Source organism: Sphingopyxis sp. 550B (assembly GCF_057401805.1).
In genome coordinates this window covers 621,305-644,552 of the sequence record NZ_CM171610.1, presented here as the reverse complement: position 1 = coordinate 644,552, position 23,248 = coordinate 621,305, and the positions used below count along the sequence as shown (strand labels likewise).

17 protein-coding genes and 1 tRNA gene are annotated in these 23,248 nt (G+C 69.0%); 7 read left to right on the top strand and 11 right to left on the bottom strand.

Going from position 1 to position 23,248, the window contains the following annotated elements:
- Window positions 1-13: 13 nt before the first annotated feature.
- The gene (locus tag AC2S9W_RS02965) at window positions 14-1,342 is read left to right on the top strand and encodes a glycoside hydrolase family 1 protein (protein WP_486571610.1); all 1,329 of its coding nucleotides are present in this window, start codon (window positions 14-16) and stop codon (window positions 1,340-1,342) included.
- A gap of 201 nt (window positions 1,343-1,543) precedes the next feature.
- Here AC2S9W_RS02965 and AC2S9W_RS02960 read toward each other — a convergent pair whose 3' ends face one another.
- Window positions 1,544-2,851 (bottom strand): hypothetical protein, encoded by a 1,308-nt coding sequence (locus AC2S9W_RS02960; protein WP_067186417.1) that lies wholly within the window; start codon window positions 2,849-2,851, stop codon window positions 1,544-1,546.
- 112 nt (window positions 2,852-2,963) lie between these two features.
- On the opposite strand from AC2S9W_RS02960, the gene AC2S9W_RS02955 reads away from it, so the two are divergent.
- A complete protein-coding gene (locus AC2S9W_RS02955; RefSeq protein WP_067186415.1) occupies window positions 2,964-4,601 on the top strand; it encodes a carboxylesterase/lipase family protein in 1,638 nt (545 codons plus the stop codon).
- A gap of 60 nt (window positions 4,602-4,661) precedes the next feature.
- Here the strand turns inward: AC2S9W_RS02955 and AC2S9W_RS02950 are convergent, their stop codons facing one another.
- Both AC2S9W_RS02950 and AC2S9W_RS02945 read right to left on the bottom strand, forming a co-directional pair.
- Window positions 4,662-5,840 (bottom strand): lipase family protein, encoded by a 1,179-nt coding sequence (locus tag AC2S9W_RS02950; protein ID WP_486571609.1) that lies wholly within the window; start codon window positions 5,838-5,840, stop codon window positions 4,662-4,664.
- Between the two features lie 22 nt (window positions 5,841-5,862).
- Window positions 5,863-8,766, bottom strand: coding sequence for a TonB-dependent receptor domain-containing protein (locus tag AC2S9W_RS02945; RefSeq protein WP_076077347.1), 2,904 nt, complete (start codon window positions 8,764-8,766; stop codon window positions 5,863-5,865).
- A 293-nt stretch (window positions 8,767-9,059) separates the two neighbouring features.
- Between AC2S9W_RS02945 and AC2S9W_RS02940 the strand changes: the two genes are divergently transcribed.
- Window positions 9,060-9,641: a TetR/AcrR family transcriptional regulator gene (locus tag AC2S9W_RS02940; RefSeq protein ID WP_076077345.1), complete on the top strand. Its 582-nt coding sequence runs from the start codon at window positions 9,060-9,062 to the stop codon at window positions 9,639-9,641.
- Window positions 9,642-9,682: 41 nt separating this feature from the next.
- The gene (locus AC2S9W_RS02935; RefSeq protein ID WP_067105978.1) at window positions 9,683-11,035 is read left to right on the top strand and encodes an amidohydrolase; all 1,353 of its coding nucleotides are present in this window, start codon (window positions 9,683-9,685) and stop codon (window positions 11,033-11,035) included.
- Between the two features lie 108 nt (window positions 11,036-11,143).
- On the opposite strand, the gene AC2S9W_RS02930 is transcribed toward AC2S9W_RS02935, so the two are convergent.
- From AC2S9W_RS02930 to AC2S9W_RS02910, 5 genes are all read right to left on the bottom strand, one after another.
- Window positions 11,144-11,219: transfer RNA gene (locus AC2S9W_RS02930), tRNA-Glu, on the bottom strand.
- An 89-nt stretch (window positions 11,220-11,308) separates the two neighbouring features.
- Window positions 11,309-13,078, bottom strand: a complete 1,770-nt coding sequence (recJ, locus tag AC2S9W_RS02925; RefSeq protein WP_067186406.1) for a single-stranded-DNA-specific exonuclease RecJ — start codon at window positions 13,076-13,078, stop codon at window positions 11,309-11,311.
- Window positions 13,075-14,580: a PH domain-containing protein gene (locus AC2S9W_RS02920; RefSeq protein WP_076077337.1), complete on the bottom strand. Its 1,506-nt coding sequence runs from the start codon at window positions 14,578-14,580 to the stop codon at window positions 13,075-13,077. The genes recJ and AC2S9W_RS02920 overlap by 4 nt, the downstream gene beginning before the upstream one ends.
- Window positions 14,577-15,107 (bottom strand): PH domain-containing protein, encoded by a 531-nt coding sequence (locus AC2S9W_RS02915; RefSeq protein ID WP_067105972.1) that lies wholly within the window; start codon window positions 15,105-15,107, stop codon window positions 14,577-14,579. The genes AC2S9W_RS02920 and AC2S9W_RS02915 overlap by 4 nt, the downstream gene beginning before the upstream one ends.
- Window positions 15,108-15,131: 24 nt before the next feature.
- The gene (locus AC2S9W_RS02910) at window positions 15,132-17,093 is read right to left on the bottom strand and encodes an alkyl/aryl-sulfatase (RefSeq protein ID WP_067186404.1); all 1,962 of its coding nucleotides are present in this window, start codon (window positions 17,091-17,093) and stop codon (window positions 15,132-15,134) included.
- A 96-nt stretch (window positions 17,094-17,189) separates the two neighbouring features.
- On the opposite strand from AC2S9W_RS02910, the gene AC2S9W_RS02905 reads away from it, so the two are divergent.
- The gene (locus AC2S9W_RS02905; RefSeq protein ID WP_067186402.1) at window positions 17,190-17,675 is read left to right on the top strand and encodes a flavodoxin family protein; all 486 of its coding nucleotides are present in this window, start codon (window positions 17,190-17,192) and stop codon (window positions 17,673-17,675) included.
- A gap of 46 nt (window positions 17,676-17,721) precedes the next feature.
- Here the strand turns inward: AC2S9W_RS02905 and glpX are convergent, their stop codons facing one another.
- The 3 genes from glpX to AC2S9W_RS02890 all read right to left on the bottom strand — a co-directional run bounded on the left by glpX (window position 17,722) and on the right by AC2S9W_RS02890 (window position 21,289).
- Window positions 17,722-18,693: a class II fructose-bisphosphatase gene (gene glpX / locus AC2S9W_RS02900; RefSeq protein WP_067186401.1), complete on the bottom strand. Its 972-nt coding sequence runs from the start codon at window positions 18,691-18,693 to the stop codon at window positions 17,722-17,724.
- Between the two features lie 337 nt (window positions 18,694-19,030).
- Complete coding sequence (locus AC2S9W_RS02895; RefSeq protein WP_286749474.1) at window positions 19,031-20,350, bottom strand: homoserine dehydrogenase; 1,320 nt, start codon at window positions 20,348-20,350, stop codon at window positions 19,031-19,033.
- 129 nt (window positions 20,351-20,479) lie between these two features.
- On the bottom strand, window positions 20,480-21,289 hold the full coding sequence (locus tag AC2S9W_RS02890; protein ID WP_067186398.1) for a hypothetical protein: 810 nt from the start codon (window positions 21,287-21,289) through the stop codon (window positions 20,480-20,482).
- A gap of 344 nt (window positions 21,290-21,633) precedes the next feature.
- Between AC2S9W_RS02890 and AC2S9W_RS02885 the strand changes: the two genes are divergently transcribed.
- The gene (locus tag AC2S9W_RS02885) at window positions 21,634-22,290 is read left to right on the top strand and encodes an energy transducer TonB (RefSeq protein ID WP_067105960.1); all 657 of its coding nucleotides are present in this window, start codon (window positions 21,634-21,636) and stop codon (window positions 22,288-22,290) included.
- Between the two features lie 123 nt (window positions 22,291-22,413).
- Window positions 22,414-23,172 (top strand): MotA/TolQ/ExbB proton channel family protein, encoded by a 759-nt coding sequence (locus AC2S9W_RS02880; RefSeq protein ID WP_067106044.1) that lies wholly within the window; start codon window positions 22,414-22,416, stop codon window positions 23,170-23,172.
- The last annotated feature ends 76 nt before the right edge of the window (window positions 23,173-23,248 follow it).

Genomic DNA, 23,248 nt, shown 5'->3' with positions numbered 1-23,248 from the left:
AGGGAGAAGGGTCGTGGCCGAAGCGGACGGATCAATCGGGCGGCGCGACCTGATGCGGGCGGCCGCAGGGGCGGCGGCGGCGCCCGCGCTGCTGGGAAGCGCGCCGGCGCTGGCGGCGCGACGGCCGGCGCCGCCCGGCTTCCTCTGGGGCACCGCGATCTCGGCGCATCAGAGCGAGGGCAACAACACGAACAGCGACGCCTGGCTGGCAGAGAATGTCACGCCGACCCTGTTTCGGGACCGGTCGGGCGACGCATGCGACAGCTATCATCGCTTCGACGAGGATTTCGCGCTTGCCGAACGGCTGGGTTTCAACTGCTATCGGTTCGGCATCGAATGGGCGCGCATCGAACCGAGCAAAGGCCGTGTCTCGAACGCCGTGCTCGACCATTATGCGCGCATGCTGGAGGCGTGCCGCGCGCGCGGGTTGCGACCGATCGTCACTCTCAACCATTTCACGACGCCCCTGTGGTTCGCCGCCCGCGGCGGTTTCGAGGTCGACGACGCGCCGCGCCTTTTCGCGCGCTATTGCCGTATCGTCGCCGAGCGGCTCGGCGGCCTGATGCATCTGGCGACGACATTCAACGAGGCGAACATCGGCCTGCTGGTCGCGCTTTTCCCTGGGTCCGAAGCGGCGATGAAGCTGACCCGCGACGCGAATGCCGCGGCGGTGGCCGCCACCGGGTCGCCGCGCTTCTCGCGCCTCGCCTTCGCCGATCCCGCGATCGCGACGCCGATCCTGCAGGAAGCGCACCGTCAGGCCTATGACGCGATCAAGGCCGCGCGGCCCGACCTGCCGGTGGGTATCACGTTGACCACGCAGGATATTCAGTCGACGGGCGCGCCGTCGCTGGTCGCGCATTACGAGCGGCAGCTTTACGGCGACTGGATCGACGTCGCGCGCAGCCATTCCGATTTCTTCGGCGTGCAATGCTACACCCGCCTGCGGTTCGACGAGCGCGGAATGGTCGCGCCGCCGGCGGGCGCCGAACTGACACTGTCGGGCTATGAATTTTATCCGCAGGCGCTCGCGAACACGATCCGATGGGCTCACCGCGCGATCGGCAAGCCGATCTATGTGACTGAAAGCGGCGTCGCCGTGAACGACGACCGGCGCCGCATCGCCTTCATCGACCAGGCGCTCGACGGGGTGAGGTCCTGCCTCGACGAGGGGATCGCGGTCCACAGCTATATCTATTGGTCGCTCCTCGACAATTTCGAGTGGACGTCGGGCTATTCGATCCCCTTCGGGCTCGCCACAGTCGACCGGCAGAGCTTCAGGCGCACGCCGCGCCCGAGCGCCTGGCACCTGGGCGCGATTGCCCGCGCCAATCGCATCTAGATTTCGATTGGCTTGGGATTGCCCCCTTGCGTCATTGCGAGCGGAGCGAAGCAATCCAGAGCGGTGACCGCCTGCTCTGGATTGCCGCGCGGCTTCGCCGCTCGCAATGACGAAGCTTTCCGGTGGCACCACACCAAAGATGCTGCGTCGAATATCCGACTCGCCATCCTGCTCGACACGAACGGATTTGGGTGATGCAAGCTAGCGCGCGCTGTTTCGGCCGACTGCCACCAGCAGCAGTTCGCGAAAAGCCGCCGCCGCTGCGGCGACGCTTGCCGCGTCGACGCAGCGTTCGTCGTCGCCCTCGACATGGTGGAAGCGATGGACGCCGAAGACTCCCGCCACCGATGGATAGCCTGCCGCGATGATCGCGGTCAGTTCGCCCGCCGACAGCGCTTCGCTGGAATAGGGGTTTTCGAGTCCCGCCAGTCCCGCGAACAGCCGGCGCGCGGCGGGCAGCAGCGGCGGGCTAGCGACCAGATAGCGCTGCGAATCCGCGCCGCTCAGCGGGGCCAGCCCGAACAGCCCTTCGTGCCAGTCGCGCGCCGCGACATTGGCGCCGAGGTGGAGCCAGAAATGCGTCTCCGTCGGTTTCGGCGCCACCGCCTTCAGCGATTCCTCGGCGCCCAGATTCTCATATTCATGCCCGCTGTTGCACAGGAAGGCGAGGTCGTGGTCGGGCAGCAGCGCGGGGGCGGCGCGGGCGAGGTCGAGCCACGCTGCGATGCCGCCGCCGCGCTCGCCGGCACAGCCGAACCAGCCCGAACGCGGCGTCGATATGGTGATCCAGCGCCCCTTGCCGCGATCGAGCCGACCGATGATGTTGAAGGCGGGTCTGCGGCCGCCGCGCCCGGTCAGCGTTACCGTGGCTGTGTCGTGTCGCATCGCCGCGTCGAGGAAGGGGGCGGCCCGAGCGGGCGCGAGCAGACCGACCGGCCCCGCGAACATCGGCGCGCGGCCATCGGCGTTGAGCGCGATGACGCCGCCGGTCGGACCGTTGGTGACGATCACCGCGGCCTTCGCTCCGCCTGCGAAGGCCGCATCGACGGGTGCGCGCACCGGCCTGGCCAGCGCCGAGGACCAGCGGCCATAGGGCAGATCGACCAGCGCGACCGCCCCGGCCAGCGGCGCATCGGCGCGGCCGTGGGCATCGACGCGGACCAGCGGCCCCGACACGCCGCCTGCGGGCGTCGGGATCACGATCGGCTGGGGATGGAGCGGCGCGCGCGCGTCGCCGGCGGCGATCTCGCATCTGCCCGGTTCGAACCAGGGGACGGACAGGGCCGGCTTTTCGGTCGCGAAACCCGCGCGCGCCAGTTCGTCCGCGAGCCAATGACCGCAGGCGTCGTCACCGGGGCCGCCCGATTGTTTGTTGCCGAAGCCGATATAGGTCGCCAGATCGGCGGCGATCGAGTCGGACGCGCCCGCGTCATGGGCCGCTGCGGCCGGGGCGGTGAGGGGCAGCGCCGCCGCCCCGACCAGGAAGCCGCGTCGCGTCGGGTCCGTCATGCTGCACCTCTCCCGTCGTCCATTCGTCCGCACTTGATATTCACTCTCTTGTGAGCGTAAATCGACGGGCGGGCGATGGCAAGCATCGCCGCCGGGAAGAGGAACGAAAGACATGCTGCTGTCCGGACGGGCCTTCGCCCTCGTCTTCGGCGCTCCGCTGCTCGGCGCCCTGGCCGCATTCGCCGTTCCCGTCGCCGCCGCGTCCGGCCGACCGGCGGCCACCGTCGCCGAGGGCCGCGTCGCCGGCAGTCTGGAGGACGGGGTCCGGGTCTTCAAGGGGCTTCCCTATGCGCTGCCGCCGGTCGGGGCGCGCCGCTGGCGCCCGCCCGCTCCGCCTGCTTCGTGGCAGGGTGTGCGCGAGGCCCACGCCTTCGGCCCCGATTGCGTGCAGCCGCCCTATCCCGCCGACAGCGTCTATTTCGAGCCGCCGCGTCCGACGAGCGAGGATTGCCTGACGCTCAACGTCTGGGCGCCGCGCAACGCGGCGCGCGCGCCGGTGATCGTCTGGATTCACGGCGGCGCGCTCCAGCATGGCGGCAGCGCGAGCCCGATGTACGACGGGCGCGAATATGCGAAGCGCGGGATCGTCTTCGTGTCGATCAACTATCGCCTCGGCATCTTCGGCTGGCTCGCGCACCCGGGGCTCAGCGCCGAAGCGCCCGATCGTGTCTCGGGCAATTATGGTCTGCTTGACCAGATCGCCGCGCTCGAATGGGTGAAGCGCAATATCGCGGCGTTCGGCGGCGACCCGGCCAATGTCACCGCGATGGGCGAATCGGCGGGCGCGCTCAGCGTCACCTATCTGCTCGCCGCCCCGCGCGCGAAGGGGCTGTTCGGCCGCGCGATCGTCCAGAGCACCAATATGCGCGCGGTCCCGCGGCTGCGCGATCCGGCCTATGGCCTGCCGTCGGCCGAAGTGATCGGCGCCGCCTTCGCCGAAAGCGTCGGCGCGAAGGATCCCGCCGCCCTTCGCGCCCTCGACGCCGAAACGCTGACCGCCGCGGCACTGCGTGCGCGCTTTGCAGCGCAGCCGACGATCGACGGGGCGCTGCTTCCGGCGCAGATCGTCGACGTCTTCGATCGCGGCGAGCAGATCAAGGTGCCGGTCCTCGCCGGTTTCAACAGCGGCGAGGTGCGGAGCCAGCGCGGCCTGTTGCCCCCGGTGCCCGTCGATGCGGCCGCCTATGCCGCGGGAGCCGCCCGTCGCTACGGCGATCTCGCGCCGGCCTTCCTGCGGCTCTATCCCGCGTCCGATATGGAAGAGAGCCTGATCGCCGCGACGCGCGACATCGTCTATGGCTGGGCCGTCGAGCGGCTCGTGCGGCAGCAGACCGCGGCAGGCGCTCCTTCCTATCTCTATCTGTTCGACCATTGCTACGACGCCGCGCGGGCGCGGAAGCTGTGCGCATTTCACGCCAGCGAGATTCCCTTCATGTTCGGCAGCATCGGTCGCGCCGTTGTACAGGCGGCAAACTGGCCGGCGGCGACGGGGGACGACGATCGCCGGCTTGCCCGGCAGATGGTCGATTATTGGTCCAGCTTCGCCGCGCGCGGCATTCCGTCGGCGGTCGGTGCGCCCGACTGGCGTCCCTATGGAGAGGAGGAATATTTCCTCGAGCTTGGCGCATCGCCGGTGCTGCGCCGCGACCCCATGCCCGGAATGTTCGAATTCCGGGAGGAGATCATGCGGCGTCAGCGCCAGAGGGGCGAACAATGGTTCGTCAATACCGGTCCCGTCGACCGCGAATAGCGCCCGCTTCGTCGGGTCATCCCGATCCGTCCGGTGCCCTCACGCGGCGAGAGCGAACGCCTAGCCGGCGGCCTGCGGACAGGTCCCCGCGATGGCGTGGCCCGCCATGACATGCTGGGCGAAGAGGCGCGAATCGGTGAAGGAGCGGTTGACCGTCCCCGAATGGTCGAGCCCCGGATAGACGTGCCATTCGATCGTCGATCCGGCGTCGCAGGCCCCGTCGACGACCGATTTCTGCATCGCGGCCGGCGTATCGACATCCTCCGCGCCGGTGCCGATGAACACCGGCGTCGCGATGTGCAGCGTCGGATAGCCGGCGTGGGTCAGCATCGGCGCATAGGCGCGCCAGAAATCGGTCTTGAAACTGTTCGCGCGGGTCAGCCCCGCCTCGACCACCGCACCGAACATATCGACGACGCAGGTGTCGGCCGCGCGCCGATAGAGCGGCATCGCGCGATCGGTCAGCACCGCCGTGGGATCGTATCTGGGATCGATCTGTTCCGCCGCGGAGGCGATGTAGAGCAGATAGGCGATCAGGCGATCGACCTTGTCCCCGTCGCCGCCGCTCGTCGCGCCCGCGACGGCGAGGTTGGGCAGGCCGGTGGCGATCGTCCCGCGCACATTGACGTCGGGCGCATAGTCGGCGGCATAGCCCGCTGTCGCGAAAGCCGCACCGGCGCCCTGCGACTGGCCGACGAGCAGCACCTTGTTGGCGAGGCCGAAATCGCCCCCCAGCACCGCGCGCACCGCGTCGAGGGTCGAATAGGCGGCGGCGCGGCTGTTGAGATAGGGATGCGGCCCGGGCCCGCCGAGCCCCTGATAGTCGGTGGCAACGATGGCATAGCCCTCGCCCAGCCAATGGTCGAGATAGGTGCGGTCGCGCGCCGAGCGCGGGTTGCGCGACGGCGCGCAATCGTCGCCGATGCCGACGGTGCCATGCGCCCAGGCAATCAGCGGCCAGCCCCCCGCGGGCGGCGTGCCCTTGGGGATGAACAGCGCGGCGGTCACCGGCACCGTGCCGTTGCCGACGACGCCGTCGGTCGAGCCATAGCGGATCGCGAAGGCCTGCGCCGCACCGTCGAGGCCGAACTCGGGCGCGAGCGGGCCGCTTTCGATCAACGCGCCCGCTGCCGGTGCGGGCGCCGCCTGCGCGGCGGGCGCTTGCGCCGCGAGCGCCGGGGTTGCCGCTGCGAGGCCGAATGCGGCGAGAACTGCCGCCGATCGCATCCATTTCGACATAATCTGTCTCCTGTCCCGTTCTTCAGAAGCGCGCGGTGGCCGCCAGATAATAGGTGCGGCCGAGCACGTCATAGGTGCTGGCGTCGGTCTGGCCGAGCACGCCGCTGACCACTGGCGGCGTCTTGTCGAACAGATTGTTCACTCCGAAGCGCAGGCTGAAGCGCTCGGCCGGGTCGACGCGCAGCGACAGGTCGAAATAGTCGTAGGCCTTGACCCCCGGCGTCGTGCTCGCCGCGTTCGTCACCTTCGACGCGTCGATCATCGCGCCGATGTGCCGCCAGCGCACCAGCGCGTTGAAGCTGTCGGTGCCGAAGGTGAAGGAGGTCGTCGACCGCCAGCGCGGCAGCGTGGTTCCCGATCCGATCGTGCGGCCGAAATCCTGGAACGGCCCGCCGGGAAGGTTCTGAATCTCGAACTTGTCGAGATAGTTGATCACCGACGAAATGCCGAAGCGCCCCGACCCGTCGCCGGCCCCGATATCGGCAAGGCGCACCGACCAGTCGAGCTGCACGTCGACCCCGGCGGTCTTGTAGCCGCCTAGGTTCAGATAGGGCTGCAGCGCGTTGGTGATGCCGCCCGAATTGACGTCGCGGCCGATCAGCGCGCAGAAGAAATTGTTCGCGTCATAGCCGGGGTTGCTGCCATCGGCGTTGAAGCATTTGTTGAGCGACACCGACACCGGGATCGTCGCGATCGCGTCGTCGATCGCGATATTATAATAATCAATCGACGCGCGCAGGTTCGACAGCCAGGGCGAGGCGGCGCGCGGCGACAGCACCGCGCCGACCGTCCAGGTATCGGCCTTTTCGGGCTTCAGATTGGCGTTGCCCGACAGGAAGGCCGCGACCTGCGTGACGTTGTTGATATAGGAGTCGGCAAGCACGTCGGGCATTCCCTGCGCGACGCAGATCGCGCGCACCTGCGCCCCGTTAGCGCCGGTACGGAACGCGCTGCGCGTGTCGCACGGATCGCCGGCGCCGTTGGCGACCGAACCGATGGTCGGGAACAGGCCGGTGGTCGCGGTATAAAGCTCGCCGACGTTCGGCGCGCGGATCGCGCGCTGATAGCCGCCGCGCAGGCGCACGCCGTCGACGACGGTCCAGTCGACATCGACCTTGTAGGTCGAAACCCCGCCGCTCTGCTTGTAGTCCGAATAGCGATAGGCGGCGTCGATCGTGAGGTCCTGAATCAGCGGAATGTCGTGGAGCAGCGGGATCAGCAGTTCGGCATAGGCTTCCTTCGCGCTCGTCGAACCCGCGGTCGGTGAGGTGCGCGCGATGGCGACGATGTTGCCCGTGATCTGCTCGGGATCGGGGGTGAAGGCGAATTCATTGTGGCGATAGCCGACGCCCGCCGCGAAGCGCAGTTCGCCCGCGGGAAGCTGCGCGATGCCGCCCTGCAGGTTGAACTCGACCACGTCCTGCTTCGTTTCGGTGCGGTTGCGCGTCACGCCGCTGATGAAGGCGACGCATTCGGGTGAGTTGGTGACCGCGAACGGATTATAGCCGCCGGAGCAGATCGACGCGCCGCCGTCGGCCGCCGATGCCAGTTGCTGCACCTTGCTGGTGAAGACCGAGCCGTAGGAGATGTCGTCAACGATGCTCTTGCCGGTCGATCCGTACAGCTCCCAGGTGATGCCGCTGCCGCCGAAGGACCCTGATGCGCCGCCGAGGATCTGCCACGTCGTCGCCTCATGATCGACGCTGCGCGGACCGGCTTCGCTATAGCGCTTGGTCACGACGACCGGCGCGGTCGGGTCGGTGCGCGAATCGAGGATGGGGTTCAGCGCGGCCGGGATGAAGGGATTCGACCGCGGAACGCGGATCGTCCACAGCCCGGCGTTCGGGGCGGGGTCCTGGATCGTCGTCGACGTATAGTCGGTATAAAGGCCCTGGACGAACAGCTTGATAGTATCGCTCGCCTCGAAGGTCGCGCGGCCGAAGGTCGAGATGCGCTCGAGCGGAATCTGGGTGTAGGTCGTCGACGGCACCTGCAGCAGCGCCTGCCCGTTATTGTAGAGATAGGGCTCATCGTCGCGATAATTATAGACGCCGCGCCCGTTGGCGAAGAGCGTGCCGTCCGCATTGACCCCGATCCCCGACGAGGGGAGCACCGATCCCGGCGCGATGCCATAGGCGGCGAAGGCGTCGTTGAGCGCGCCCTGGCTGGCGGGGTTCGCGCCCGGGGTGAAGATACCGAACGGAATCGTCCCCGACACGCCCTGATTCCGGCGGAAGAAGGCGCGGCTGTTGATGTTGACCGCATCGCGGTCGGTATAGGCGGCGCCGACGATGATGCGGCCGCGGCCGTCGGCGAAGCGGGTGCCGGCGCCGATCGAAATCTCGCGAATGCCGCCGTCGCCGCGCTCGGTCAGCGTGTTCTGGCCCGAAATCTCGATCCCGTCGAGGTCGCGCACCTTGAAGTTGACGACGCCGGAGATGGCGTCAGAGCCATAGACGGCCGAGGCGCCGCCGCTGATGATCTCGGTCCCGCCGACGAGGATCGATGGGATGGTGTTGATGTCGATGACCTGGCTCGAGTTCGACGGCTGCAGGCGACGGCCGTCGAGCAGCACGAGGTTGCGCTGCGCGCCGAGGCCGCGAAGATTGAGCGTCGCCTGCCCGGTCGCGTTGAGGTCGTTCGAGAAGGCGGTCGAGCCCGCCGAGAATTGCGGAAGCTGGTTGAGCGCGCCTTCGAGCGTTGCCTGTCCGGTCGCCGCGACGGCGTCGGCGCCCAGCGTGACGATCGGGCTCGCCGCCTCGAAGTCGCGCCGCGCGATTCGCGATCCGGTGACGACGATCTCGCTCGGGGCCGCCCCGGCCGTCGCTTCGCCGCCGCCCGGCCCATCCTGCGCGAGGGCGGGGGCGCCGGTGAGCGCCAAGGCCGACGCCGAAACCACGAGCAACAATTTGCGATTGTCCAACATTTTGAAGAGCCCTTCCCTGTTTGCCGGCAACGGCGGTGCGGGCTTGGCCGGTCGGGCGCGCCCCTCGTCATTATCGGTCGCTGCCATGCATGATTACGATACAATCATGCATCGAAAGGGGCTTTGGCGTAGAATCGGTGCGGGTGTCAAGCCTCGAACGGGGGAGGGCGGGGGCCCCGAACCGGCATTCGCGGGCGAAGCCCTTGACCCGCCGCGATATTACGATACATCTATGTATCGATATTATTCGTTCGCCTGGAGCGGTGCGATCGGGCATTGCGAGTGCGGTGGAGATGGAAGTCACGATATTGGGCGACAGGGACACGACGGCGGGACGGCCGCGGCAGGCCGAACTCGACGAGCGGATCAAGGCCAGCGCGGTCGCCATATTGGGCGAGTTCGGCTTCGCCGGCCTGTCGATCAATCGCGTCTGTCGGCACGCGGGCGTTCCCCGCCCGACCTTCTATCGCCGCTGGCCTTCGGCCATCGCGGCGTTCATCGATGCATTCAACGATCGCTTCGACGATGCGCTGCTCGGCGATACCGGCGACGTGGCGGCCGATCTGCTTGCCTTTGCGACCGCTGTTCGCAACCGCTACCATGATCCGGTCATCGCGACCTGCCTGCCCGCCATATACGAGGCACGTCGCGTAGCGCCCGATCTGATCGCCCCGATTGCCGATGCCCAGCATATACGACGCAAGGCCAGTATCACAATCCTCACGCGCTCGCTCGACGTGCAGGACATCCACCCTGTCCTGCCGCCGTTCGAGATCATCTTCACCCTCGCTGCCACCATCGACCAGGGCTATCTCACCGGCCGGCCGCTCGGCGACGATTTCCTCCAGCGTCTGGTGATCGCGCTCCTGCGCTGAGCCAGCCCGCCGCCTTTCCATCCCACAGCGGAGACCGCCCGATGCACAAGATATTGCTCACCCTGACCGCCGGCCTCGCGGCGCTTCCTGCCCTGGCGCAGCCCGCACCGACCGCCCCCGGCTTCGACGTCGCCGCCGCGCTGGCGCGCATCGACGCGACGATCGACAGGCAGTATCCGCATCTCGACGCGCTCTACAAGGATCTCCATGCGCATCCCGAGGTCGGCTTTCAGGAGGTGCGCACCGCCGCCCTGCTCGCGGCCGAGATGCGCAAGCTGGGCTTCACTGTCACCGAAAAGGTCGGCCAGACCGGTATCGTCGCGATCCTGAAGAACGGCGAAGGGCCGACCCTGCTCGTGCGCACTGAAATGGACGCGCTGCCGATGGAGGAAAAGACCGGTCTCCCCTATGCCAGCCGTGCCCAGCAGACCGTCGACGGCAAGCTGAGCTTCGTCGACCATAGCTGCGGCCACGACAGCCACATGGCCTGGTGGGTTGGTGCCGCCGCGGCGCTCGCGGCGATGAAGGATCAGTGGAGCGGCACGCTGATGTTCATCGGTCAGCCGTCGGAGGAAAATGTCAGCGGCGCGAAGGCGATGATCGCCGACGGGCTGTTCACCCGCTGGCCCAAGCCCGATTTCGGCTTCGCCGCGCACGTCGGCCCGATGCCGGTCGGCACGGTGGTGGTGAAGGACGGCGTCGTCAGTTCGGCCTCGGACGCGATCGACATCACCTTCCACGGCGTCGGCGCACACGGATCGATGCCCGACAAGAGCATCGATCCGGTGATGATGGGCAGCCGTTTCGTCACCGACGTCCAGACGATCATCAGCCGCGAAAAGGATCCCAAGGCGTTCGGTGTGGTGACCGTCGGGGCCTTCGTCGCGGGGACGGTCAACAACATCATTCCCGACCACGCCGACCTGAAGCTGACCCTGCGCTCGCACGACGAGGCGACGCGCAAGCTGCTCGTCGAAGGCGTCGAGCGCACCGCGCGCTCGGTCGCGGCGATGGCGCGCGCGCCCGAACCGACGATCGCGCAGCCGACGGGCACGAATGCCGTCCGCAACGACGCGGCGCTGTCGGCGCGGTCGGCGGCGATGCTGACGACGGCCTTCGGCAAGGATGTGCAGTTCGTCCCCGCGAGCGCGGCGGGCGGCACCGCCAGCGAGGATTTCTCGGCCTTCATCGACGAAGGCGTGCCTTCGGTCTTCTTCGCGATCGGCGGCTACGATCCGGCGATGATCGCACGGTACGAGGCGGAAGGAAAACCGCTGCCGGTCAACCACTCACCCTATTTCGCGCCCGTGCCCGAACCGACGATCAAACGCGGCGCCCAGACGCTGGCGCTCTCCGCGATGATGATCCTAGCCCGCCCCGATCCGCGCAAATGACGCCACTCGCAACCACGATCCGGGCCGTTAAAACGAGCCGATAAGGGCGCTGGGGCAACCGAATCAAAGGGATCGCTTCATGATCCCAGAACGGCGAAAACTCGCCAATGGTGACCCCTACGGGACTCGAACCCGTGTTTTCGCCGTGAAAGGGCGACGTCCTAGACCGCTAGACGAAGGGGCCGTCAGTCGGTGAAGCGGCGCCTTAGACGCGCGTGTTCCTACGGTCAAGCGCGCCGGTGGCCGGCAGGGCAGAAATATTGCCGGCGCCGGTCAGTCGGCCCAGGCGGCATCCTCGAGGTGCAGTTCGGCGGCGGGGCGGCTGCCCCAGTCGTCGCGTTTCGCGCGGCCTGCGAGCCACAGCTTGCGGCCGCCGCGCGCGTGGAGCAGCGTCTGGCCGAGCAGGCCTTCGGCGCTGCGGAAGGCGATCGCCTTGAAACGCGCACCGTCGTCGCCCGCGACGATCAGGCGCAGGTGATCGGTGCCGACGATCCCCGCCTCGACGATACGCACCGGGCCGGTCGCGACGCGCGGCGCGGGCCAGCCGGCGCCATAGGGCCCCGCGCTGTCGATCGCTTCGCACCACAGCGGGCTGATGCCGCGCGGCGCGAGCACGGCGTCGATCAGCAGCGCCTTGTCGCCGCTCGCCCGCTCGACGTCGGCGGCGAGCCGGTCGCTTAGGAAGGCGCCGAGCGCGTCGATGCGGTCGGCGGCGACGGTCAGTCCCGCCGCCATCGCGTGACCGCCCCCTGCGACGAGCAGCCCCGTCTCCTTCGCGGCGAGCACCGCAGCGCCGAGGTCGACGCCAGCGATCGAGCGGCCCGACCCCTTGCCGATGCCGTCGTCGCCCAGCGCGACGACGATCGCGGGGCGGTGCAGCCGTTCCTTGAGCCGCCCCGCGACGATGCCGATCACGCCGGGGTGCCAGCCCGATGCGGCGACGAGCGCGACGGGGGCGTTGGCACAGGCGATGCTCGCCTCGATCGCCTGGTCGAGCACTGCCGCCTCGATCGCGCGGCGCTCGTCGTTCAGGTGATTCAGTTCCTGCGCGATATCGGCGGCTTCCTGCGGGTCCGAGGTGGTGAGCAGTCGCACGCCGAGGTCGGATTTGCCGACGCGGCCGCCGGCGTTGATGCGCGGGCCGAGCGCGAAGCCCATATCGCTCGCGGTCGGGGGTTTGGTGAGCCGCGCCGCGTCCATCAGCGCCGCGAGACCGATGTTGCCGCGCCGTGCCATTACCTTCAGTCCCTGCGTCACCAGCGCGCGGTTAAAGCCGGTCAGCCGCGCGACGTCGGCGACGGTGCCGAGCGCGACGAGATCGAGCAGGTCGATCAGCGCGGGTTCGGGCCGCGATCCGAAGAAGCCGCGCGCGCGAAGCGTGCGGAGCAGCGCCGCGCCGAGCAGGAAGGCGACCCCGACCGCGGCGAGATTGCCGTGGAGTGCCGCGTCGGGCGCCTCGTCGAGCCGGTTGGGGTTCACGACGGCGAAGGCCTGCGGCAGCGTCGTCGCGCATTGGTGATGGTCGACGACTATCACCTCGACCCCTGCGGCCTTGGCCTCGGCAATCGCGTCGAAGGCCTGCGCGCCGCAATCGACGGTGACGACGAGCCGCGATCCGGCCGCGCCGATCCGGACCAGCGCGGCGCCCGAGGGGCCATAGCCTTCCATCAGCCGGTCGGGGATATAGGCGCCGACGGGGACGTCGAGCGCGCGCAGCAGGCGGACGAGCAGCGCCGCCGAGGTCGCGCCGTCGACATCATAGTCGCCGAAGACGGTGACCGCCTCGCGCGCCTCGACCGCGTCGGCGAGCCGCGCGGCGGCGGCGTCCATGTCGCGGAACAACGACGGATCGGGCATGAAGGCGCGCAATGTCGGCGCCCGCTGGCGCTCGATATCGTCGCGCGGCACCCCGCGCGCGAGCAGGAGCTGGGTGACGAGATCGTCGGGTGCGAGGCTTTCGCCGCCCATCTGTGCGCTGGTCCGCCGCCAGCGCCATGGCTGGCCGAGGATGGACTGCGCGATGCCGAGCGCGGTGTCGGTCATGCCGCGCCTCCCGCCGCGAGGATGCGCGTGCGCAGCGCCTGCGCGACGCCGGCTGGGATAGCGGGGATCGCATGGCTGCCGAGCGCGCTGCCGCCGGGCACCCCGAACACCAGCGTCGCGAGGCCGAGCGGGCGGAGGACGAAGTCGGTCCTGAGGTCGATGCTCTGCACCGAGGCGTGCGGCAGCAGGGTCAGCTTCGGTTTCCACCAGCCGCGGCGGATCGCGACCCGGTCGCCGAGGTCGGCCCACAGGCGGAAGCGCGCGCCGACCAGCGCGACCAGCGCCACAAGGACGGCCGCCGCAATCGTGAGGCTGCCGAGCGGTTCGCCGAGTGCGATCGCCACCGCGCCGCCGAACGCGGCTATCACGGCGCCGAGTAGCCCGCCGAGCGCAACGATATGGTGACTGCGTTCCCAGCGCGTTTCCCCGGGCGGACGATCAATCGCCACGGTCGCGAGCACCGGATCGATCTCGCGCAGCGTACCGAAGGGCACCACCTGGTGGTCGCGCTCCTTCCCGCCGTCGCTTGCCAGGCTCTGGAGCCGCAGCTCGTGCCAGCCAAACCGCTCGCGCAGCCAGCCGGTGACGAGGATCGCGGCCTGCACGCGGCGCACCGGCATCGCGACGTCGGTGCGCGTCGTCAGCCCGCGGGTGCGGCGCAACGCGCGTGTTTCGCGCGTCAGGCGGAAACCCCAGTTGGTGAAAAACATCGTCGCGACCCCGCCGGCAAAGCCGATGAAGAGCAGCGAGATCGCCGCGCCCAGCCCGGCGACCCAGCGATGCGCGACGAGCCAGGCGTCGAGGCCGTAGGCTTCGGCGACATCGATCCAGTCGACCGGGTTGAAGATGTTGAAGTCGAAGGGCAGCAGATTGTCGAAGAACTGCATGGCCGCGCCAAAGACCGCGAGCGCCGCGAGCGAGAAGTTGAACAGCCCGGCGATCAGCAGCCGGCGCGCGCCCATCGCGAAGAGCAGCCGGTCCTCCGCTCCCGGCGCATCGGCCGGGGCAAGCGCGGCAGCCCGTTCGCTGCGGTGCGCGCGGATCGCGCCGCGCAGCGCTTCCGCGGCGTCGAGGCCGACCGCGTCGAGGCTTGCGTCATGGTCCTTTCCGCCGCCCGCTCCGGTCTCGAACTCGACCTTCGCGATGCCGAGCGCGCGGGCGATCAATCCCTGTTCGATGCTGACGTCCTGGATGCGATCGAAGGGGATGGTGCGGTGCTGGCGCGCCAGCACGCCGCTTTCGATGACGACTTCGTCCGCCCCCACCGCGAAGCGGAAGCGCAGCCAGTGAAGCCAGGCCGCGAGTAGCGAGAAAAGCAGGAAGAGCAGGAAGGCCGGCACGATATAGGCCCAGTTGCCGGTGACCCCCAGCGCCGCGATCGCGGGCAGGAAATTGAGCGAGCGCGGCCCGAGCTTCGCGATCGACAGCGCGAGCGTCGCGGGGTGGAGGCGCAGCCAGTGCGGCTCGGCTTCCGCGGCGGGCGGGGCGGCGGCGTCGGTCATGCGAAATCGGTGTGGATATGGCGGCGGATCGTCTCGCGCATCGCGGCGGCAAGGTCGGCGGGCAGGCCGGGCAGCGTCACCGTGCTGTTGTGGGTGCCTGACGTGTGGACGACCAGATGCGCGAGGCCGAACCAGCGCTCGACCGGGCCCTGCCCGACGTCGATATGCTGGACGCGGACGAAGGGGACGATCGTGTCGGTGCGGAACAGCCAGCCGTGCGCGACGCGAAGCTGCCCCTCGCCGACGCGGTAGCCCCAGCGCTGCGCGCGCCGCGACGGCAGGATGGCGACCGCCAGCGCGCCGAGCAGCCAGCCGAGCACGGTCAGCAGGCCATAGGGCCCGTCGATCGCGCGGACGAGGAAGATGTCGGCCAGCATCGCGGCGATCGCCAGCGGCAGCGCGTTGAGCAGCGTCGCGATGCGCAGCACGTGGCGAAAGGCGGGATCGACCGGCGTCAGCCCGTCGACGGCGTTGATCGCCTCGGGCGCGAAGGGGTCGGTGGGGTGGGGGATGGCGGCGTCGCTCATCCCCCTCGATAGGCGCATGCGCCCTTAAGGCACAACCACATTGAAGCGCGGATCGGCGGGCGGATGCAGCGCGAACCACGACAAGAAGGCGGCGCGGTCGCCGTCGATGCGGATCGCACCCGACTGGAGCAGCGCCGGGAATTGCGCCTGCCCCAGCATTACGTCGTCGAGCGTCTTGCGGTCGATGGTGATCGTCGCGGTCGGCGCGGGGTCGGTGACGCCGTGGCGCGGGAATTCGACCCCGCCGCCGACGACCACCGCGACGGCTTCCCGGCTGTCGGGCAGCACGAACTGGAAGGTGCCGGCGAGCGCAGCGCCCTTTGCCGCGTCAAAGCGCGTCGCGAGCGCGTCGAAGAAGACCGCGGTGGGAATCGCGCTGACGAAGCTGCGGCTCTGGCCGTTGCCGGTGAGCGTGTCGAGCTCGGTCCCACGCAGCGTCGCGGCGGCGGCGAGATAATAGTTGCGCCACGCCCCCGATTCGGCCTGATAGCCGAGCTGGTCGTAGGCCGAGGCCAGCGCCGCGCGCGCGTCCTGGCTGTCGGGCTGCGCGAAGACGAGCTTGTCGAGCAGTTCGGCCGCCCAGCGATAGTCGCCCGCCGCGATCGCCGCCTTCCCGGCGGCGAGCAGCTTGTCGGGCCCGCCGGCGAGCGCGACATATTTGGGTGCCGATTGCTCCGGCGGCAGCGGGTTGAAATGCGCCGGATTACCGTCCCACCAGCCGAAATAGCGCTGATAGGTCGCCTTCATATTATGGTTGAGCGTGCCGTAATAATCGCGGGTCGAGAAATCGCGGCCCTGCACCGGCGCCTCGGCCGTCTGGTCGGCGAGTTCGTGGAGCGTCGCGCCGCGGTTGGCGAGGAACAGCGTGCGGTCGTGGACATAGCGATAGGCGTCGCGCTGGTCGGCCAGCCACTTCGCCACCGCGCCCTGCCCCCAAGTGGGCCAGTGGTGCGAGGCGAGCGCGACCTCGGCCGTGCCGCCCCATTTGAGCAGCATCGCGTCGATCACCTTCGACCAGTGCAGCGCGTCGCGCACCTGCGCGCCGCGCAGCGTCAGGATATTGTGGAGGTTGTGCGTGACGACCTCGGTCGTGTGCAGTGCCTTGTAGGCGGGGATGTAGAAGACGAATTCGGCGGGCGCCTCGGTGCCGGCGGCGTCGAGGAAATCGAATACCAGCCCGTCGATCGTCAGCGTCGCGCCCGCGGCGGGCACCGTCTCGGTCGGCTCCATATAGCCGATGGTGCCCGACGACAGCTTCGGCCCCAGCCCGGTGTCGACCTGTCCCGTCGGGCCGGGCGGCAGGATCGCGCCGAACATGTAGAGCGCGCGGCGGCCCATCGCATTGCCAGCGAGGACGTTCTCCGCGGTCGCTTCCTCCGAAAAGCCGTGCGGGGCGATGATGCGGATCTTCTCCCGGCGCACCTGTTCGGGGGTGACGACGCCGCCGACGCCGCCGAAATGGTCGCTGTGGCTGTGGGTGAAGATGACCGCACGGATCGGCCGCTTGCCCGCCTTCGCCTCGACGGTGTCGGCGAACAGCTTCCAGCCCGCCGCCGCCGCCTCTTCGGTCAGCAGCGGATCGACGACGATCCAGCCCGATTCGCCGCGGATGATTGTCATCACCGAGATATCGTAGCCGCGCACCTGCCAGATCTTGCCGGGCACCACCTCGAACAGGCCGTGCACCGCGTTGAGCCGCGCCTGCCGCCACAGCGAGGGATTGACCGTATCGGGCGCCTGGTCGGCGGCGAGGAAGGCGTAGGGGCGGCGGTCCCAGACGATCCGGCCGTCCTTGCCGAGGATCACGCCGTCCGCGATCTCGGCGATCTTGCCGCGGGTCGCGTTCGCCATGTCGGCGGGATCGTCCAGCGGCAGGCGCGCGGCGAGTTCGGCCTGCGCCGCGCGGGTCGCCTCGCTCGCCGCGTCCTGCGCCACCGCACCGCTCGCCCACAGCAGCATTGGTATCAGGCCGATCGCACGCTTCATCGCATCCCCCCTCGCTTTTCGTCCAGCTTGCGCCTCGCCCGGGGAATTGGCAAGCCGATGCCCCCGCACGCCGCACCCCGCGTAGAGGATTCGCCGATGTCGAAATGCAAACTTCTTGTCATTTGGCACAGCCGTACCGGCGGCAGCCGCGCGCTGGCCGAAGCGGCGGCAGAAGGCGGCGGCGCGGCGGCGCGGCTGGTCCCCGCCGGGCGGGCGGCGCCGGCCGACCTGCTGGCGGCGCAGGGCTATCTGTTCGTCGGCCCCGAAAATCTCGCGGCGCTGTCGGGGACGATGAAGGAGATGTTCGACCGCTGCTATTACCCGTGCCTCGGCCGGCTGGAGGGGCGGCCCTATGCGACGATCATCTGCGCCGGATCGGACGGCGAGAATGCGCAGCGCCAGCTCGACCGCATCGCCACCGGCTGGCGGCTGCGGCGCGTCGCCGATCCGCTGATCGTGAACACCGACGCCCAGACGCCCGAGGCGATCCTCGCGCCCAAGACGATCCCCGAAGACCGGCTGGCCGAAGCGCGCGATCTGGGCGCCGCACTGGCCGAGGGGCTGGCGGCGGGGATTTTCTGAAAAAGCAACGCTCCCTTCCCGCAAGCGGGAGGGGAGAATGAGTCGCTCACCCCTCGCGGTGTTCGCCCTTGACCCAGCGCACGGTGCCCGACGAGGCGCGCATCACGATGCTTTCGGTGGTCAGGATGCCGCCGCGGCGATGCTTGACGCCGCGCAGCAGCGATCCGTCGGTGACGCCGGTCGCGGCGAAGATCACGTCGCCCTTCGCCAGATCCTGAAGGTCGTAGACGCGGTCGAGATTCTCGATCCCCCATTTGCGCGCGCGCTGCCGCTCGTCGTCGTTGCGGAACAGCAGCCGGCCCTTGAACTGGCCGCCGACGCAGCGCAGCGCCGCGGCCGCCAGCACGCCCTCGGGCGCGCCGCCCGACCCCATGTAGATGTCGATGTTGGTTTCGGGGTTGGTCGTCGCGATCACGCCGGCGACGTCGCCGTCGGGGATCAGCGCGACGCCGCAGCCGATCGCGCGCAGCTCGGCGATCAGCGCCTCGTGGCGCGGCCGGTCGAGCACGCAAACGATGATGTCGGCGGGCGCCACGCCCTTTTCGCGCGCGATCGCCTCGACATTCTCGCGCACGCTGTTGTCGAAGTTGACGATGTCGGGCGAATAGCCGGGGCCGACCGCCAGCTTGTCCATATAGACGTCGGGCGCGTTGAGCAGGCAGCCTTCCTCGGCGATCGCGAGCACCGCGAGCGCGTTCGGCCCGGCCTTTGCCGTGATCGTCGTGCCTTCGAGCGGGTCGAGCGCGATGTCGATCTTCGGCCCCTTGCCGGGGGCGGCGCCGACCTTCTCGCCGATATAGAGCATCGGCGCCTCGTCGCGCTCGCCCTCGCCGATGACGACGGTGCCGTCCATATAGAGCGTGTTGAAGGCCGCGCGCATCGCCTCGACCGCGGCGGCGTCGGCGGCCTTTTCGTCGCCGCGCCCGATCAGCTTCGCGGCAGCGATCGCCGCGGCTTCGGTGACGCGCACCATTTCGAGCACGAGCACCCGGTCGAGGTTGCTGCTGCTGTTCGTCATTGTCCTGACTCTCCGTCTGTATCCGTGTCGCGCCGCGCGGGCCTGCTGCGCGCCATATGGTCGCCCGCGCCGCTTGTCGAGAAGGCTTCGCCCGATTCGAAGCCGCCTTGACGGCTTTCCCTGCCAGCTGGGTGATGGGCCTTCCGGTGCCGGCGCATGTGGTCGGCACCGCGCCATATGGGTTTCACGCGAAGACGCGAAGGAGAAGAGTTGGGCCGTAAGGCCCCCTTTTCTTTCAGCGGCGCGTCTTGCCGCATGGCTGGACAAAAAGCCGCTTCGCGGCAAGAGCGACTTCTTCGCGCCTTCGCGTGAGATTTTCCTGCACGCCTCCGGCGTGTCAGAGCGCCAGGATCGGCATGTGCATCGGCGTCCCGACGACGTGGTCCGACGCCGACAGCGTCGCCAGCGCCGCGTGGATCGCGCTGGCCGGGCCGGCGTGGGTGACGAGCGCGATCACGACGCCGCCGTCCGCGTCGTCGCCGCGCTGGATGAAGCTTTCGATCGACACACCCGCGTCGCGCATCGCCGTCGCGATCTCGGCGAGGACGCCGATGCGGTCCTCGACGACCAGGCGGACATAATGCTTGCCGACGCGCGCGCCCGCGTCGGCGGTGGCGGCCCGATCGAGCGCGTCGACCGGCATCGCGAAAGCCGGCCCATATTCGTCGCGCGCGATGTCGATGATATCGGCGACGATCGCCGATGCCGTCGGCCCCGCGCCCGCGCCCGCGCCCTCGAAGAACAGCCGCCCGACGAAATTGCCCTCCGCGACCACGGCGTTGAGCGCGCCGGGGACATAGGCGAGCGGGTGGTCGGCGGGCACGAGGCACGGCTGGACATGCTGATAGAGGCCGGTCTCGTCGCGCTCGGCCATGCCGATCAGCCGCACGCGATGGCCGAGCGCTTCGGCCTCGCGGATATCGGCGGCGATCAGGCCGCGGATGCCGGTCGCGGTGACCGCGCCGATATCGAGCTTCGTCCCGAAGCAGAGCGCGGCGAGGATCGACAGCTTGTGCGCGGCGTCGATGCCGTCGACGTCGAAGGTCGGGTCGGCCTCGGCATAGCCTTCGGCCTGCGCGGCGGCGAGCGCGTCGGCGAAGCTCGCGCGCTCGCGCTCCATCAGCGTCAGGATATAATTGCAGGTGCCGTTGAGGATGCCGTAGACGCGCGCGATCTGGTTCGCCGACGCGCCTTCGCGCAGCGCCTTGATCACCGGGATGCCGCCCGCGACCGCGGCTTCATATTTGAGCGGCGTGTCGCGCGCCTCGGCCAGCCGCGCGAGATCCAGCCCGTGATGCGCGATCATCGCCTTGTTCGCGGTGACGAGCGCCTTGCCCGCGCCGAGCGCGGCGCGCGCGAGGGTCAGCGCCGGGCCGTCGGCGCCGCCGACCATCTCGACGACGACATCGACATCGTCGGCAGTGACCAGCGCGCCCATGTCGTCTTCCCAGCGATAGGCCGACAGGTCGACGCCGCGGTCCTTGTGGCGGTCGCGCGCCGACAGCGCGACGATCTCGATCGCCCGCCCGGCGCGGCGCGCGATCAGCTCGCGGTTTGCCTCGAGCAGCCGGACGACGCCGCCGCCGACCACGCCGATGCCCGCCAGCGCCACGCGCAGCGGGGGGCGGGACGCGGTGGGAGAGGGAAGGGGGGACATGCGGCTACTCCGTCGATGGCGCGGGCCATCGCCCGCCGTTGCCAGCGCCCCCTATCGGCTTTTCCGGCGGAAACAAGGGAACAAGCGCGATAGAATTTCTGTTCGCGCCGTCGCGGCGGCTACGGGGCGTCAGCCGCCGACGGGTGCGCGGGTCCGCGTGCATTCGCCGAGCGCGCCGAGGATCATCGCATAGTCGGCGGCGGCCTTCTTGCGGTCCTCGGGCGCGGTGCCCGCCAGCTTGTCGAGCGGCAGCGCCTTGGGCAGGCCGCAGGCGAGGCGGTACCAGGCGAGCGTGTCGCGGCGCGGCACCGCCGCCGACCCGTCGACGATCTCCCCGAAGGCGGCCGCCCAGCGGCGCGATCCATCGGCGGCGGTGATGACGGTCAGCGAAACCGGATCGCCCGTCGCGGTGTTGAGGAACAATTGCGTCTCGCCCTCGCCAGGTAGAGTGCCGGGGACGTGGAAGCCGTTGGCGATGCCGGTGATCGCGGGCGGGGCGCCGGGTTTGACGAGCTCGGTCAGGATCGCGCGCAGCCGCGCCTCGGTCGCGGGGTCCCACGCGAGCTGCGCGTCGGGCGCGACGAGGCGGACGCTGCCGGTGTCGGTCGTCGTGCCGCTTGCGACCGGGCGCGCGAAGATCAGGACGGGCTGCTTGCTCTTCAGCTTCGGCGCCTTGCCGTTTGCCGCGAGCGGCAGGTCGACGAGGTAGGAGATGCGCGCGGCGAGCGGTCCGGAGCCGCGAATCAGGCTGACCACATCGGCTTCGATGAAGAATCGCACATGGCCCGCGGCGAGCCCCGGGGCCTGTTCGGGCTTCAGCGCCGCGGCCTTCCGGATGCGCGCGTGGATCGCCATCGGCGCCGCGACGGCAAGGTCGGCGAGGTCCGCATAGCTGTAGGGACTGGCGGCGGCGGCGACCGCGGGTGCCGGTTGCTCCATGGCAAAAACGCTAGGGATTCCGGAGCTTATCAAAGCGAGGAGAGCGGCGATGGCGGGCGGAGTCATGCGCATGGATCGATCCGTTTCTGTTTGTCGGGGCGCTCGAAAGGCGCGCGGAAACCCTGCATTGGGCTATGGCACATTAACCGCTGATAAAGGGTTTGCGAACTTGCCGCCACCACGATAGGACGGGCGACGAAGCGTCCGGCAAGAACAGAACATGCCGGCTGCTAACCGTCGGGTCTCGCGGAATGGATCGGAAATTATCCGGGCATGTTGGCAACCCAACCCGTCGGGAAGGATTTTTGGTGTCAGGATGATCTAGCAAGGAGCGTCGTCCCTGAATGGCTTATGGTGATAATGTCGACCCTAAAAACAGGGTAGTGGCGATTGTCTTGGTTGGTCTGTTTACGGCAGTTCTGGGTTATGGCCTGGTCAACGGCCTGAATATCAGCATCGTCAAGAAACTCGCCGAGAAACTGGACGTCGTGGACGTCAACGAACCGCCGCCGCCGGAAGAACCGCCGCCGCCGCCGCCGCCGGACAACAAGCTTCCGCCGCCGCCGCCGGTGGTGACGCCTCCGTCGCCGATTCCGCCGCCGGTGACGTCGAACGTGATCCAGTCGGTGCCGAAGGCTCCGCCGGCTCCGCCGCCGCCGATCTATGTTCCGCCTGCGGCTCCGCCGGCTCCGCCGGCCCCCGATCTCAGTCAGGAAGGGACGCCGAAGGGCAACCCCGGGCGTTGGGCGACCAACGACGACTATCCGGCGCGCGCAATGCGTGAAGGCCGCGAAGGCACCACGGGTTTCCGCGTCAGTTACGGTGCCGATGGTCGCGTGACCTCGTGCGACGTGACCTCGTCGAGCGGCCATTCCGACCTCGATGCCGAGACCTGCAAGCTCATCACGCGCCGCGCCCGCTTCAACCCGGGCAAGGACCGCGAGGGCAATCCGAAGGGCGGCTCCTACAGCAACCGTATCCGGTGGCAGATTCCGCAGTAATCCTGCGCGTGTCGGCCACAGGCAACATCAGCTTTCATGAATATCACGATTTTTGAGAGGGAATAACCAATGCTTAATCTGATCGCAAATGCCGCTGCGGCGGGTGGCCATGCCCCGACGGGGATGACCCTGATGCCGGCATCGATGTGCACCGTCGGCGAGGGCGAGAGCCCCTACGGCCTCATCCCGGCGCTGTGCGAAGGCGGCATCGTGTCGCAGCTCACCTTCCTCGTGCTGCTGATCATGTTCGTCGGATCGCTCTACATCCTGTTCACCAAGCTGTTCGAGCAGAACAAGGTGATGAGCCAGGGCAAGACGGTCACCGCCAATTTCTGGCGCGCCCCGACGCTCGCCGAGGGCGCCGCGAAGCTCGAGAAGAACAGTGCCTACCGCCAGGTGGTCGAGGACGGCCTGCGTGCGCATGAAGAGCATGGCAAGCTGACCAACCCGATCGAGGCGCACGACTGGATGCACGGCACGCTCGAGCGGTCGCAGGGCCACATCAACTCGAAGCTCAACGGCGGCCTGTCCTTCCTCGCCACCGTGGGTTCGACCGCGCCGTTCGTCGGCCTGTTCGGTACGGTTATCGGTATTCTCCGCGCGCTGGTGAAGATCGGTGCGTCGGGCCAGGCCTCGATCGACACCGTCGCCGGCCCGGTCGGCGAAGCGCTGATCATGACCGCGATCGGTCTGATCGTGGCGGTTCCCGCGGTGCTCGCGTTCAACTGGCTGCAGAGCCGCAACAAGGCGATCTCGCGCAGCCTGTCGACCTTCTCGAACGACGTTCTCGGCTCGATCATGTCGGGCGGCCAGGTGCGCCCCGTCGCGCCCGCCCCGGCCGGCAAGCCGGCTGCTCCGGCTGCGGCGCCGAAGAAGGCCTGAGGATTCGGCGAACCGACGTCCGGCGCTCCTGCCGTCAGGGCAGGTCGGCGGGCGCCGGGTCGTCCCACGAAATCAA